Source organism: Isoptericola jiangsuensis, from assembly GCF_002563715.1.
Taxonomy (GTDB): domain Bacteria; phylum Actinomycetota; class Actinomycetes; order Actinomycetales; family Cellulomonadaceae; genus Isoptericola; species Isoptericola jiangsuensis.
Map to the genome: position 1 here is coordinate 3,595,432 of NZ_PDJJ01000001.1, position 14,371 is coordinate 3,609,802.

Annotated in this window: 10 protein-coding genes; 2 read left to right on the forward strand and 8 right to left on the reverse strand. The window is 73.9% G+C overall.

The genetic code is table 11. From position 1 onward, the window contains the following. Positions 1-249: 249 nt before the first annotated feature. Together ATJ88_RS16195 and ATJ88_RS16200 are read right to left on the reverse strand one after the other, a co-directional pair. The gene (locus tag ATJ88_RS16195; RefSeq protein ID WP_098464719.1) at positions 250-1,173 is read right to left on the reverse strand and encodes an LLM class F420-dependent oxidoreductase; all 924 of its coding nucleotides are present in this window, start codon (positions 1,171-1,173) and stop codon (positions 250-252) included. 36 nt (positions 1,174-1,209) lie between these two features. Next, positions 1,210-1,830: a mycothiol-dependent nitroreductase Rv2466c family protein gene (locus ATJ88_RS16200; protein ID WP_425432691.1), complete on the reverse strand. Its 621-nt coding sequence runs from the start codon at positions 1,828-1,830 to the stop codon at positions 1,210-1,212. A 77-nt stretch (positions 1,831-1,907) separates the two neighbouring features. Here ATJ88_RS16200 and ATJ88_RS16205 point away from each other — a divergent pair, with 77 nt between their 5' ends. Then, positions 1,908-2,138: a DUF4231 domain-containing protein gene (locus ATJ88_RS16205; protein ID WP_245852505.1), complete on the forward strand. Its 231-nt coding sequence runs from the start codon at positions 1,908-1,910 to the stop codon at positions 2,136-2,138. A 479-nt stretch (positions 2,139-2,617) separates the two neighbouring features. Here ATJ88_RS16205 and ATJ88_RS16210 read toward each other — a convergent pair whose 3' ends face one another. From ATJ88_RS16210 to ATJ88_RS16235, 6 genes are all read right to left on the reverse strand, one after another. Further along, on the reverse strand, positions 2,618-3,199 hold the full coding sequence (locus ATJ88_RS16210) for an ECF transporter S component (protein ID WP_098464720.1): 582 nt from the start codon (positions 3,197-3,199) through the stop codon (positions 2,618-2,620). A gap of 14 nt (positions 3,200-3,213) precedes the next feature. After that, the gene (locus ATJ88_RS16215; protein ID WP_098464721.1) at positions 3,214-4,074 is read right to left on the reverse strand and encodes an energy-coupling factor transporter transmembrane component T; all 861 of its coding nucleotides are present in this window, start codon (positions 4,072-4,074) and stop codon (positions 3,214-3,216) included. After that, on the reverse strand, positions 4,071-5,849 hold the full coding sequence (locus ATJ88_RS16220) for an ABC transporter ATP-binding protein (RefSeq protein WP_342744860.1): 1,779 nt from the start codon (positions 5,847-5,849) through the stop codon (positions 4,071-4,073). The genes ATJ88_RS16215 and ATJ88_RS16220 overlap by 4 nt, the downstream gene beginning before the upstream one ends. Before the next feature lie 289 nt (positions 5,850-6,138). Continuing rightward, positions 6,139-8,808, reverse strand: coding sequence for a discoidin domain-containing protein (locus ATJ88_RS16225; protein WP_141538710.1), 2,670 nt, complete (start codon positions 8,806-8,808; stop codon positions 6,139-6,141). A 41-nt stretch (positions 8,809-8,849) separates the two neighbouring features. Beyond that, complete coding sequence (locus ATJ88_RS16230) at positions 8,850-10,283, reverse strand: DUF1996 domain-containing protein (RefSeq protein WP_098464723.1); 1,434 nt, start codon at positions 10,281-10,283, stop codon at positions 8,850-8,852. Between the two features lie 145 nt (positions 10,284-10,428). After that, entirely contained in the window at positions 10,429-13,104 is a 2,676-nt protein-coding gene (locus tag ATJ88_RS16235) for a discoidin domain-containing protein (RefSeq protein ID WP_098464724.1), read from the reverse strand. Between the two features lie 211 nt (positions 13,105-13,315). Between ATJ88_RS16235 and ATJ88_RS16240 the strand changes: the two genes are divergently transcribed. Next, positions 13,316-14,356, forward strand: coding sequence for a LacI family DNA-binding transcriptional regulator (locus ATJ88_RS16240; RefSeq protein ID WP_098464725.1), 1,041 nt, complete (start codon positions 13,316-13,318; stop codon positions 14,354-14,356). The last annotated feature ends 15 nt before the right edge of the window (positions 14,357-14,371 follow it).

Sequence of the window (14,371 nt, forward strand, 5' to 3'; positions counted from 1 at the left end):
TCACGAGGCGGTCGGACTCGGTCCAGCACGACGGGGAGACCTCCCCCGGGACGCAGAAAGTGGGTCCCCCGCACTGGGGAACCCACTTCCTCGTCTGCTCACAACGTACGGTCGTCACGCCCCGCTGTCACCGGTCCGGGCACACCGGACGGGAATCTCCACGAGCCCGCAACGCCCGGAGGCTCTGCCCGCAACCGCCCGTTCACACGGCACCGGCCCGCCGGTCACCGGTGCCGACGGCGGGGACGCTCAGAGCTGCGTCGCGACCTCCCGCGCCACCAGGTCCAGGTGGTCCAGGTCCTGCAGGTCCAGGACCTGCAGGTACACCCGCTCCACACCCGCGTCGCGCAGCGCACCCAACCGGTCCACCGCCTCCGACACCGTGCCCGCGATCCCGTGCTCCCTCAGCTCCGCCGGCTCCCGGCCGATCGCCGCCGCACGACGCGCGAACTCCGCCTCGTCCCGGCCGACCGCCGACACCAGCGCCACCGACTGCGTCAACGACCCCGGCTCACGACCCGCCGCCGCCAACGCCTCCTCGATCACCGCGATCCGCGGCCCGATCGTGTCGAACTCCGGGAACGACTGGTTGTACTCGTCCGCGAACCGCGCCGCCAGCGCCGGCGTGCGACGCGGGCCGCCGCCACCCACCACGATCGGGATCCGCGCCTGCGCCGGCTTCGGCAACGCCGGCGAGTCCGTCAGCGTGTAGTGCTCGCCCGAGAAGCTGAACGTCTCCCCCGCCGGCGTACCCCACAGACCCGTGACGACCTCCAGCTGCTCCTCCAGCAGACCGAACCGCTTCGCCGGGAACGGGATGCCGTACGCCGCGTGCTCCGCCGCGAACCAGCCCGCCCCCAGACCCAGCTCCACCCGGCCGCCCGACATCTGGTCGACCTGCGCCACCTGGATCGCCAGCACCCCCGGATGGCGGAACGTCGCCGACGACACCAACGTCCCCAACCGGATCGTCGACGTCTCCCGCGCCAGACCCGCCAAGGTCGTCCACGAGTCCGTCGGCCCCGGCAGCCCGTCCCCACCCATCGCCAGATAGTGGTCGCTGCGGAAGAACGCGCCGAACCCCAGCCGCTCCGCCGCCAGCGCGACGGCGAGCTGGGTGTCGTACGACGCCCCCTGCTGGGGCTCCGTGAAGATACGCAGGTCGAGAGTCATGATTCTCCAGAAGTGCTCGGTGCAGGACAGGCCAGGTCAGTCGTGGACGGGCGACTCGGTACGCGTCCGCTTCAGCTCGAAGAAGTGCGGGTACGCCGCCAGCGTCACCGCCGCGTCGAAGATCCCCACCGCCTCCTCGCCGCGCGGCACCCGCGTCAGCACCGGACCGAAGAACGCCACCCCGTCCACGTGGAACGTCGGCGTCCCCACCTCGTCGCCCACCGGGTCCATGCCCGCGTGATGGCTCTGCTCCAGCGCCGCGTCGTACTTGTCCGACGACGCAGCCTGCGCCAGCTCCGCCGGGAGACCCGCCTCGGCCAGCGACTCCGCCACCACCACGTCGACGTCACGCACCTTCGCGTCGTGCCAGCGCGTGCCCCACGCCGTGTAGAAGCGGCCGAACGCCTCCGCACCGTGCTCCGTCTGCACCGCCGACGCCACCCGGCCCGGGCCACGGCTCGACGCCAGCATCTCCCGGTAGTCCGCCGGGATGTCCTTGTCCGCGTTCAGCAGGTACAGGCTCATCTGCTTGAACGTCAGCGCGACGTCACGGTGCTCCGCGACCTCGAGCGCCCAACGGGACGTCACCCAGGCGAACGGGCAGAAGGGGTCGACGTACACGTCGACGACGGGCATGGCGGTCTCGGTGGAAGTCACCACCGCACGGTACCCCCGCTCGCCGCCCGCACCGACGTCGGTGACCCGCCGCGCCCTCGGACCGGTAGCCTCGCAGGGTGCTGCAGAACGTCGTCCGCGCCGTCCGCGAGGTCCGCTGGTCCAGCGTCGCCACCGTCGTCGGCGCCGGCGTCATCGCCCTCGTCGCCCTCGTCGCCGCCCTCCGCGGACGCACCTGGGCGTGGCTGCCGTTCGTCCTCGCCGCCGCCATCGCCGTCCGCGAGGTCCGCTACCTCCAGCGCCTCCTCCACCCGCCGGCCGGCTTCGACGAACCCGACCGCCGCGACTGAGCGCCACTCAGCGCAGATTCCCGCGAGTCAGCGCAGGTCCCGGCGAGTCAGCGCAGGTCCCGGCGAGTCAGCGCGGATTCCCGCGAGTCAGCGTGGCGCGCTCGGGTTCCGGACGTGGGAGGGGGCCGCGCGACGTCGCGTTCACGGGCGCAGGGCGCCCTCCACTTCGGGTCTGACGACGACGCGCGACCCCCTCCCACGTCCTTTCAGCGTCGCGTCCGATGTCGGTCCCGCAACCAGCACTGACCGGTGGCAGCTTGCGCTGACTCGCGCACAACTGCGCTGAGTCGCGTCGGAGAGCGCTGAGTGGCGGGGTTCTGCGCTGAGTCGCGTCGGAGAGCGCTGACTCGCCAGACGGTGCGCTGACTCGCGGAGTTCTGCGCTGAGAGGCGGGGTTCTGTGCTGAGTGGCGAAGTTCTGCGCTGAGTCGCGGGGTTCTGCGCTGAGTCGCGTCGGTAAGCGCTGAGTCGCGAGGGTCGTCAGGAGGTCGGGGCGGTGGGCTCTGGCACCGCGGTGCGGACCGGTGCGGGGGCGAGACCCCGCGCGACACCGACCCGTGCGAGCTTGCGGGCCAGCAGCAGGCCGAGCGCGGTGCACACGACGAAGCTGCCCACCATGAGCACGACGAACGTCACGAGGACGACCGGCGACATCGCGGCCATGTCGAACGCGGCCCAGCCGGACGCGACGTACAGGACTCCCAGGACGACCGCGTCGACGTAGAACAGCCACGACCTCCAGACGCGGTAGCGGGTGACGAGGAACGCCAGCTCGACGGCGGCGCCCGCCATGAGGCAGGTGACGATCGACCAGGCGCCCACGGGCGACGCGGACGACACGACGCCGGCGACGAACGACGTCAGCAGGGCCGCCGCGGGACGGCGCACGAGGGCGGTGGCGAGCACCGGCCCGATGATCCACAGCCCCACCAGCGGGGCGTACGCCATCGGCGCGGCGGCGGCCAGCGGTGCGCTGACGAAGTTCGCGGGGATGAGCAGGACGCCCAGGGCGGCGCCGATGGCGGCGCACGTCATGAGGTAGCGGGTGGTCAGCGAGGACATCGGACGCTCCAGGGTCAGACGAGGGTGGGGGCCACGACGCACGCGGCGCCGACGACCCAGATCGAGACGAGCAGGACGACGTCGCGCGCGCCCCACGGCACGACGACGCGTTCGGTGCGGCGCGGGTGGGCGCCGAACCCGCGGGACTCCATCGCGAGGGAGACACGTTCGGCGTGCCGGATGCCACCGGCGAGCAGCGGCACGACGGTCGCGAGCCACCGACGCATCGCCGCGAGGGGGCCGCGGCCGTCGGCGACGCCCCGCACCCGGTGCGCGCCCTGGATGACCTCCAGCTCGTGGGCGAACCGGGGCACGAACCGCAGCGCGGCGAGCGCCGCCCAGCCGACGCGGTACGGGAGCCGGAGCTGCTGGGTGAAGGCCCGCACGAGGTCGGTGCCGGTGGTGGTGAGCCCGCCGAGCAGGACGAGCAGGAGCAGCGCCGTGGTGCGCAGCGCCGTCGCGAGGCCGACGGCGAGCGCCCCCGACCACAGCTCGAACGGGCCGACGGCGACGAGGAGTCGCGTGTGGTCGACCTGCGCGGGGTCGGTCAGGACGCCGAAGGAGACCGTCATGACCAGGCACAGCGCGGGCAGTCCCGCGAGCAGGCCGGCGAGGGTCCGGCCGCGAGGGCGCGCCATGACGAGGATCGCGCCGAGGGTGGCGGCCGCGACGAGCGTCGGGGTGAGCACGTCGCGGGACGCGACGACCGCGACCATGACGGGCAGCGGACCGAGGATCTTCACCAGCGGGTGGTAGGTGCGCAGGTCGGCGAGGCTCCCGCGACGGGGCGCGGCGCCGTCCGAAGTGGTGGCGGCGACGCGCGCCGGGGTGACGGGCGGGGTCCCGCGGGTCCCGGCGGTGGTCGCCGCGCTCATGCGTCCACCCCGGCGAGGCGACGGGTCGGGAGGTCCGCCAGCCGGGCCACGCCCCGCCAGGCGGGGTCCCGCAGCGCACGGGTCGCGCGGGCCAGCGCGGGGACGCGCAGACCGGCGGCGTGCAGGACGTCGTCGTCGCCGAGCACGTCCCCCGGTGCGCCGTCCGCGACGACCCGGCCGTCCGCGAGCGCGACGACGCGCGTCGCGTGCTCGGCGACGAGCTGCATGTCGTGGGAGACCACGACGACGGTGGTGCCGTCGTCGTGCAGCGCCGTGAGGAGGTCGACGAGCTCGACGGCGCGCTCCCGGTCCTGGCCGTAGGTCGGTTCGTCGAGGACGAGCACGTCGGGGCGGGTCATGAGGGCGGTGCCGACGGAGAGGCGGCGCTTCTGCCCGCCGGACAGCCAGAAGGGGTGGCGGTCGCGCAGGTCCGCGAGGCCGAAGCGGTGCAGGACCTCGTCGACGCGGGCCGCGACCTCGTCGTCGGTCAGGCCGCTGCGGCGCAGGCCGAGGGCGAGCTCGTCGTCGACGCGGGACGTGACGAGCTGGTGCTCCGGGTTCTGGAAGACGAACCCGACGGACGCGGTGAGGTCCCGCACCCGGGCGCGACGCGGGTCGAGCCCGGCGACGCGGACGGACCCGGTGACGTCCCGCCGGCGCGGTCGGTGCACCCCGGCGAGGAGCTGCGCGAGCGTCGTCTTGCCGGCACCGTTCGCGCCGACGAGCGCGACGAGCTCCCCGCGGGCGACGTCCACGTCGACGTCGTGCAGGACGGTGCGGTCGCCCCGTCGCAGCGTGAGCCCTCGGACCTGCACCACGGGCTCGGGTCGCGCCGTGCCAGGTCCGAGGGCGGCGCGCGCGGCCGTCGCGCCAGTGGTGCCGCCGGGCGGCGGGAGCGTGGGCAGCGCGTCGAGGGCGGCGGTCAGCTCGGCGGGCAGCAGCGGCAGCGGGTCGAGGACGACGCCCGCGTCGCGCAGGCGCAGCGCGGCGAGCGTCGCCGTGGGCAGCCAGACGCCGAGCGCCGCGAGCCGGTCGGCCTGTCCGGCGAGGACGTCCCGGACGGGGCCCTCGGCCACGACCCGGCCTGCGCCGTCGAGCACGACGACCCGGTCCGCGACGGGCACCGCGGCGTCGAGGTCGTGCTCGACGAGCAGCACGCCCCGCTCCCCCGACGCCGTCAGACGGCGCAGGACGGCGTACACCTCCTCGACGCCCGCGGGGTCGAGGTTGGCGGTGGGCTCGTCGAGGACGAGCAGCCGGGCGCCGGACGCCAGCGCGCAGGCGAGCGCGAGACGCTGCCGCCCGCCACCGGACAGGACGGCGGGGTCGTCGTCGCGCCGGTCCCACAGACCGACCTCCCGGAGCGCCGACTCGGCGCGGGCCAGCACCGCGGTCGCGGGCAGGCACAGGTTCTCGGGGGCGAAGCACACCTCGTCGAGCACCGTCGCGGTGACGACCTGCGCGTCCGGGTCCTGGAAGACCGTCGCGACGGCGTCGGCGAGGAGCGGCGGTCGGGTCGTGGCGACGTCGCGCCCGACGACGTGCACCGCGCCGGTGACGTCGGCCGTCACCACGTGCGGGACGAGCCCCGTCGCGGCGAGCGCGAGGGTGGACTTGCCGCAGCCCGACGGGCCGAGCAGGAGGACGACCTCGCCGGGGTGCACGGCGAGGTCCACGCCGTCGGGGGCCGGGGCCGCGAGCGCGTGGGAGCCGTCGTCGAGCGGCAGGTGGTGCCGGACGCGCAGGCCGCGCAGCTCGAGCAGGGCAGAGGTCACCGGCACAGGATAGGCAAACCTCACCTGCGCTGGCGAGAGTCGCCCACGGACCAGACGTGCGCTGACTCGGCGGAGTCTGCGCTGACTGGCCGGAATCCGCGCTGAGTCGCGAGAGTCTGCGCTGACTCGCGGGAGCCCGCGCTGAGTCGCGAGAGTCTGCGCTGACTCGCGGGAGTGCGCGCTGGGTCGCGGGAGCCCGCGCCGGCTCGGAGGAGTCGGCGCGGGCTCGGCGTGTGTCGTGACGGACCGCCCGCTCGCGGGGCCGACGGTCGTCGGCCCCGCGGAGGGGTCAGCCGGTGGTGCCGTTCGAGTAGAACGGGACCTTGGCCGGGATCGTCTCCGTGCCGGACGCCTGCGGCCCGACACCGTTGATGACGTGCGCGTACGTGCCCGCGCCGCCGAGGGAGACGGTGAGCAGGGAGTGCATGCGCACGCCCGGGGTGTCGGGCACCTCGAACCCGTTGTCGACGGTGATGGACGCGTCGGTGGTGAACACGCAGTAGGAGCCGAGGCCCCACGCCTCGTGCTCGCGCACGTGGTCGGCCACCTTGTAGGCGGCGTACCCGCGGATCCCGTCGTGGGTCCACTCCTCGACGCTCGGCGGGTCGTAGGGCAGCTCGTTCTGGTAGAAGATCGTGCGCCCCCGCTCACCGTTCCACAGGGTGTTCTCCTTCTGGTAGTGCTCGACGAACAGGCCGTAGCCGCTGACGTCGTCGCCGTCGACCACGAGCCCGTGGTCGGCGGTGTTGACGTCCCAGCCGATGCCCTCGCCGTGGTCGCCGCGCCAGGACCAGATGTGGTCGATGATCGTGTCGTCGGCGTTGACGACGATGCCGGACTCGACCTTGCCGGCGACGGCGCCGCCCACGCGGACGAAGACGTCGTGGATCGAGATCGGGTCGTCGGCGTGGTCGGCGGACGACCCGTCGGGGCCGACCTGGAGCATGGCGGGCGACTCGGTCTCGCCGGCGTCGAACAGCAGCGCGGCGATCTTCACGCCGTCGACGTCCGCCACGGTCATCGCCGTCTGACCGGCCGTGGGGATGATGGTGGCGTAGCCGAGGCCGAGCACGACGGTGTCCGGCTTCGTCACCTCGATCGTGTCGGCGAGCCGGTAGACGCCGGGGGTGAACAGGACGTGGAGGCGCTGGTCGAGCGCGGCGTTGATCTTCCACTCGGCGTCGTCGGGGGTGGCGACGTAGAAATCGTCGAGCGGGATCGACTCGCCCGGCGTGGACCCGTTCTCCCAGGTGGTGCCGCGGGTGCCGTCGCGCAACTCGGGCACGAGGACGGCCCAGTCGTCGGCCTGCTCGTCCCAGTACAGGTACGGCTTCTCCCGGATGACGCCGGTGGTGTCCAGGGTGGTGACGGCCGGGTCGGGGAACGTGGTCGGCGGGGCGTTGAGGACGCCCGAGTAGGTCATGTTCCACAGGGTGCCGTCCCAGCCGCCCGCGAGGTTCGAGTCGCGCGTGTACCACTGCTGCTGCGTGTACCCGTTGACCTGGCCCTCGATCTTGGAGTCGGCGATGAACCCGCCGGACGCCCAGCCGTACCAGGACGAGTGCAGCGACAGCGCGCCGTCGACGTGCACGCGGCGCATCGGCGCGGCCTGGGACACGGCCCAGCGGTCGTCGCCGGTGCTGGGCGTGATCTTGAGGTTCTCCACCGACCGCCAGAAGTTCTGGGTGGCGTTGCCGTTGAACCACTGCGCGTCGGCCCACACGCCGCCGGTGACGTCGACGTCGTCGGGGTCGCGGCCGGCGCCGGACACCGACGTGTAGAACCCGACGTGGGCGTGCACCGGGTAGGTGCCGGGCTTGAACAGGAACTGGTGGCGGCCCTCGCCGAACTGGTCGGACTCCTGCTGCGTGAACGCGGCGTCGAGCTCGGCCTGGATCTGCTGGGTCGGTGTGGTCGCGTCGTAGACGTGGACGTTCGGGCCGAGGTCCCCGCCGGTCTCGACGGGGTCCGTCGGGTCGGTCGGGTCCGTCGCCTCGCCCACGTGCACCTCCAGCTCGAACAGCGAGTACCCCCAGCCGGTGGCGCGCTCGACGCCCTGCACGCGCACGTAGCGGCCGGCGGCGTCGAGGGCGACGGCGTCGTGCCCGCCGTCCCCGTCGGTGACCGTCGCGGCGGTGCTCCAGGTGGTGCCGTCGTCGGACACCCGGATCTCGTAGCCGCGGCCGTACGCCGTCTCCCAGGTGAGGTCGACGCCGCACAGGTCGGTGACGGCGCCGAGGTCCACCTGGATCCACTCGTCGTCGCTCGCCGCGCTGGACCAGCGGGTGCCGGGGTCGCCGTCGACGGCGTTCGCCGCCGCCCAGGGACCCTCGACGGACGACGCCGTGACCGGCCGGTCGAGCGCCGCGTCCGCGTCGTCGCAGGTGCCGGGCCCGCCGGTCGGGTCGGGTGCGGGCTCCGGCGTCGGTCCACCGGTCGGGTCGGGCGTGGGCTCCGGGGTCGGCCCGGTGCCGGGGGTGCCGAACACCTGGAGCTCCCACAGCGAGTAGCCGTAGCCGGTGGCCCGGTCCACGCCCTGCACGCGCAGGTACCGGCCGGACGCGCCGACCGCGACGACGTCCGTGCCGCCGTCACCGCCCGTGACCGACGCGGCGTCGCTCCACGCCGAGCCGTCGTCGGACACCTGGATCGTGTACGCGGTGCCGTACGCGGCCTCCCACGCCAGCTCGACGCGGTCGATCGTGGCGACGGCGCCGAGGTCGACGCTGATCCACTCGTCGTCGCTCGCGGCGCTCGACCAGCGGGTGCCGAGGTCGCCGTCGACGGCGGCGGTGGGCGGGGTGTAGTCGGGGTTCTCCACCGAGGACGCCGCGACCGGCCTCCCCTGGGACAGCAGGACGGGGTCGGCGGCGAGCGCGGGCAGCGCGAGCGCGCTGCCGGCGAGGGCGACGGCGAGGGCGCCGGCCCCCACCGCACGCCGGGACAGAGGTGTTCTCATGTCGGATCTCCTTCGATCGGACGGACGGGTGCGCCGCACGGTCACGGCAGCTCGAAGTCCGCGGTGAGGGCGGCGCCGCGGTGCGGCTTGTACTGGTCGTAGCCCTGCGGGTTGCACTGGAGCCCGCCGTTGATGCAGTGCGTGACGAGGGCGTCGAGGATCGCCGGGTCCCAGCCGTTCATGAAGTCGTAGTGCCACGACTGGTCGGAGCCGCTGACGAGGTGCACCTGCGACATGTCGCCGGAGACGGGCCAGCCGATCTTGAGCTCCAGCATCGGCACGGGCACCGGGTGCGTCAGCGGGCACTCCCCGTTGACCGGGTAGGCCATGTGCGCCTTGTGGTTCGGGGAGTCGAGGTCGACGCCGTTCCAGCAGCTCGGCGCCTGGTACCGGATGTTGAGGTCGCTGCCCTCGGCGCAGTGCTCGGGGATGGACCACTGCTGGGTGAGGTCGCCGCACTCCCAGCCCTCGACGGCGCCGGGCGCGCTCGCGAACGACTCCGGGGTCGCCATCATGTCGCCCGCGATGAGGCGCAGCCCCGCGGGGAACGGCTGGACGCTGCGGTAGTCGTCGATGCCGGCCTTGTAGTAGATGGTCTCCAGGTAGGGGGCGACCACCGGGTCGTCACCGTTCTGGATGGTGGGGAACCAGTACGCCGACAGGTCGTTCGGGTTGGTGCAGCTCGTCTCGGGGTTCGCGAACAGCGACTCGATGGTGGTGAACGCGTCGGTGCTGGTGTTGCCCATGAACGAGTGCAGGTGGGAGGCGCCCGGCTGCCCGGGGAACACGATCGGGTCGTCGTACCCGAGGTGCTCGACGGTGCAGTTGGCCTGGAACTCGTGGTGGGTGACCTCGTCGTCGAACACGGGCAGGTCGTCGCCGTCGTGGGGCGCTCCGCCGGTCCCGTACACCTCCAGCTCCCACAGCGAGTAGCCGTAGCCGGTGCCGCGCTGCACGCCCTGGAGCTGGACGTAGCGGCCCGCGGCGTCCACGTCGAGGGTGTCGACGCCGCCGTCGCCGTCGGTGACGTCCGCGACGGTGGTCCACGTGGAACCGTCGTCGGACACCTGGATCTCGTAGGCCGACGCGTACGCGGCCTCCCAGCGCACCACGACCTCGTCGAGGGTGGCGGGGGCGCCGAGGTCGATCCGCAGCCAGGCGTCGGCGTCGTCCTGGGCGCTGGCCCAGCGGGTGCCCTGGTCGCCGTCGACGGCGAACCGGGCGCCGGCGAACCCGGCCTCCGTGCTGGAGGCCGCGGCCGCGGCACCCCGCGAGATCAGTGCGGAGTCGGCGGCGCCGGCGCCGCCCGGCAGACCGGTGGCGACCAGGGCGAGGGCGCCGACGGCACCCGCGGCCAGGGCACGGCGGCGTGCGACGGGCGCGGTGACGGCGGTAGTGCGGGAGGTGGTGCGGGAGGTGCTGGCGGGGGTGCTGCCCGGGTCGGTGCCCGGGGTGGTGCCGGTGGTGCGGAGCATGGTGTCTCCTTCGACGTCGTCGTCGAGGCGCGCGTCGTCGCGCGCCCAGCGGTGGTCGCCGCCCCCTGGCGACGTGCGACCGGCGGGTGCCGCCGGTCGTGGGGGTGGGCCCGGCCCGGATGCCGGACCGGGCCCACCGCACGGGTCAGGACGCGTACACGCCCATCTCGTAGAGCGAGTAGCCCCACGCGGTGCCGCGGTCGTGCAGCGCGAGCCGCACGTAGCGGCCCGTGCCGGACGCGTCGAGCGAGTCCACGCCGCCGTCGCCGTCGGTCACGGACCGGACGGTCGTCCACGACTGGCCGTCGTCCGACACCTGGATGTCGTAGGCGAGCGCGAACGCCGTCTCCCAGACGAGCTGGACGTGGTCGAACGAGGTGACCGAGCCGAGGTCGACCTGGATCCACTCCTCGTCGTCCCAGTCGCTGGACCAGCGGGTGCCCTGGTCGCCGTCGAACGCCTGCTTCGGCGTGAAGTCGCCGTTCCACGGGTCGAAGCTCGACGCGCTCGCCGGCTTGCCGAGCGCGACGTTCGTGCCGGCGACCTCGGGGGCGACGACGCGGATCGACCGCGTCTCGACGCCCACGTTGCCCTGGCCGTCCTCGGCCCAGACGTACACCTTCCACACGCCGAGGCGCTGCGGGGCGGTCATCCGGAGCGTGCCGGGCGACGGCTCGGTGTGCTCGGTCCAGGCCAGCCCGCCGGAGCCGTCGATGTACTTGCTGTTGAAGAACGGCACGTACGTGATCGGGTCGCCGTCGGGGTCGACGACGTCCATGTCGACGGTGATCGTCGAGCCCGCCTCCACGGAGGTGACGTCGCCCTCGATCGTCATGTCCCGGATCTGCGGCGGGGTGTTCATCGCCGCGATGTCCTGCCCCCACGTCTTGGCGAGCGCGTAGTAGCCGAGGCGCTTGTTGCCGCCGGGGACGACGTTGAACCAGACGCCGCCGAAGTCGCCCTCGGTGCCGTAGTGGAAGAACGTGGCGCCCAGGCCCTTGTCCTCGTGCTCCATGATGCACTTCCAGGAGTCGACGTAGGCGGCGCCCTTGGCCACGTCGGACGGCTCGTCGGGGACGCCGTTGACGTCGTCGGGCACCTCCCACTCACCGTCGGCGCCACCCTCGGTGACGATGTAGGGCCGGTCGTAGCCGCCCGCCTCCCAGAAGTCGGCGATGTTGCACACGTCGCCGTAGGAGTTGATCTGGAGCAGGTCCAGGTCCGGGGAGTTGGCCTCGTAGTAGGGCCAGGCGCCGCTCCACGCGTCCGTGGAGCTCACCGGGTGGTCGGGGTCGATGGCGTGGATGGCGACCGACATGTCGTTGACGAACTGCGTGTAGGCGGTGCGCTCGGCCTCGAGCTCGGCACCCGAGTAGCAGTTCTGCAGGCCGAGGATGGACTCGTTGCCCACCGACCACATGAGGACGCCCGGGTGGCTCTTGTACGCCTCGACCTGGGCGAGGATGTGCGCCCGGGTCTCCGCCTCGTAGGCGGTGGCCCCCTGGTAGGAGACGCAGCCACCGGAGCCGGGCCCGCCGCCGGGCACGAGCCAGAAGCCCATGATGACGCGGATGCCGTGCTCGGCCGCGGAGTCGAGCAGCGTCACCGTGTCCGGCCCGGTGCCCCAGGTGCGGGTCGTGTTGGCGCCCATGGCCGCGAGGCCGGGCATGTAGGTGTCGGCCTCCGCGAACGACGGGCCCCAGGTCAGGCCGCGCACGGTGTACGGCTCGCCGTCCACCTCGAGGCGCCAGCCCTCGCCGTGCTCGACGACCTCGACGTGGCTCGCCGACGTGATCGGTCCGGTCGTGCCGGCCCAGCCGGGGTTGACGTAGTCCGGGTAGGGGTCGGTCGGGTCCGTCGGGTCGGTCGGGTCCGTGGGGTCGGTCGGGTCGGTCGCGCCGTCCCCGAGGTGCACCGCCAGCTCCCACACGGAGTAGCCGTAGCCGGTGCCGCGCTCGACGCCCTGGAGGCGCACGTAGCGGCCCGAGCCGTCCACCGCGAGCGAGTCCGTCCCACCGTCGCCGTCCGTCACCGTGCGCAGCGTGGTCCACGACGACCCGTCGTCCGACACCTGGATCTCGTAGCCCTTGCCGTACGCGCCCTCCCAGACGACGTCGACGCCGCAGACGTCCTGCACCGCGCCGAGGTCGACCTGGAGCCACTGGGCGTCGCTCGCCGCGCTCGACCAGCGGGTGCTGGTGCTGCCGTCGACCGCCGCGGAGGCCGGGTAGTAGTCGGGCGCCTCGGACGACGACGCGGTGGCCGGGCGGCCGAGCGCGGCGTTGTCGTCCGCGCACGTGCCCGGTGCCGGGTCCTGCCCGCCGGGCGTCGACGTGCCGGGCGTGCCGTACACCTCGAGCTCCCACAGCGAGTAGCCGTAGCCCGTGCCACGGTCCACGCCCTGGAGGCGCACGTAGCGGCCGGTCGCGTCGAGGTCGACGGTGTCGCCCCCGCCGTCGCCGTCCGTCACGGACGCCGCGGTGGTCCACGACGCGCCGTCGTCGGACACCTGGACGTCGTAGGCGCTGCCGTAGGCGGACTCCCACGCGAGGTCGAGGCGGTCGAGGGTCGCGACGGCGCCCAGGTCGACCTGGATCCACTGGTCGTCGGTGGCCTGGCTGGCCCACCGGGTGCCCTGGTCGCCGTCGACGGCGGCGCGGGCGGGCGTGTAGTCGGCGTTCTCCACCGACGACGCCAGGACGGGTGCGCCGCGGGAGAGCAGCGCGGGTTCGGCGGCGGCCGCGGGGACCGCGAGCGCGGCACCTCCCACGGCGACCGCGGTGGCGGCCGCGAGCAGCGGCCTGCGTGGGCTTGCGTTCATCGTGTCCTGCCTTCCGCATGGCGGGCGGTTCCTCGGTGAGCCGCCCGGTGTCGACCTCGTCGTCGGTGCTGCGTGGCCGGCGACACTCTGGGAGAGCGCTCTATCACCGGCGTGACGCAGTATGCGCACACCTCACCGACACGTGTCAACGGGGGGTGATGTTCCGGACGGGCGCAACGGGAGAGCGCTCCATCCTTGGTACGGTCCCCTCATGTCCGCGAACCGTGCGCCCACCCTCGAGGACGTCGCGCGCGTCGCCGGGGTCTCCCGCGCCACCGTCTCCCGCGTCGTCAACCAGGAACGACGCGTCGCCCCCGCCATCCAGGAGAAGGTCCACGCGGCCATCACCGCCACCGGCTACGTGCCCAACCGCGCCGCCCGCTCCCTGGTCACCCGCCGCTCCGGCGCCGTCGCCGTCGTCGTCGCCGGGTCCGCCCCCGACGACGGCCCCGACCGCGTCGCCGAGATGCTCGCCGACCCCTTCTTCGGCCGCGTCGCCGGCGGCGCCGTCCGCGCCCTGCGACCCCGCGACGTCCACCCCGTCCTCATGCTCGCCGACGACGCCGACGCGCGCCGCCAGGTCCTCGGGTTCGTGGGCGGCGGGCACGTCGACGGCGCGCTGCTCGTCTCCACCGACGGCAACGACCCGCTCGCCGCCGCGCTGCACGCCACCGGGCGCCCCCTCGTCGTGTTCGCCCGGCCCCCCGAGGACCTCCCCGTCAGCTGGGTCGACGTCGCCAACGCCGACGGCGGCGCGCTCGCCGCCGGCCGGCTGCTCGACCGCGGGCGACGCCGTCTCGGGGTCCTCGGCGTCGCGCCCGAGCTCGCCGTGCACGCCGCCGACCAGCGCACCGCCGGGTTCACCGCCGCCGCCGAGCAGGGCGGGGCGCACGTGGTCACCGAGGCGTCCGGGGAGTTCACCGTGGCCAGCGGCGCCGCCGCCGCGGCACGCCTGCTCGACCGCGCCCCCGACCTCGACGGCCTGTTCGCCGCCAACGACCTCATGGCCCTCGGGGCGCTGCAGGTGCTGCACGCCCGCGGGCTGCGCGTGCCCGACGACGTCGCCGTCGTCGGGTTCGACGACAGCCCCGTCGCGTCCATCAGCGCCCCCGCGCTCACCACCGTGCGCCAGCCCGTCGAGGCGATGGCCCGCGCCATGGCCGAGATGCTGCTGCGCGCCGTCGACGGCGACGACACCGCACCCCGCTCCGAGGTGTTCGCCCCCGCCCTCGTGGTCCGCGCGTCCGCGTAGACGGACGCGCGACGC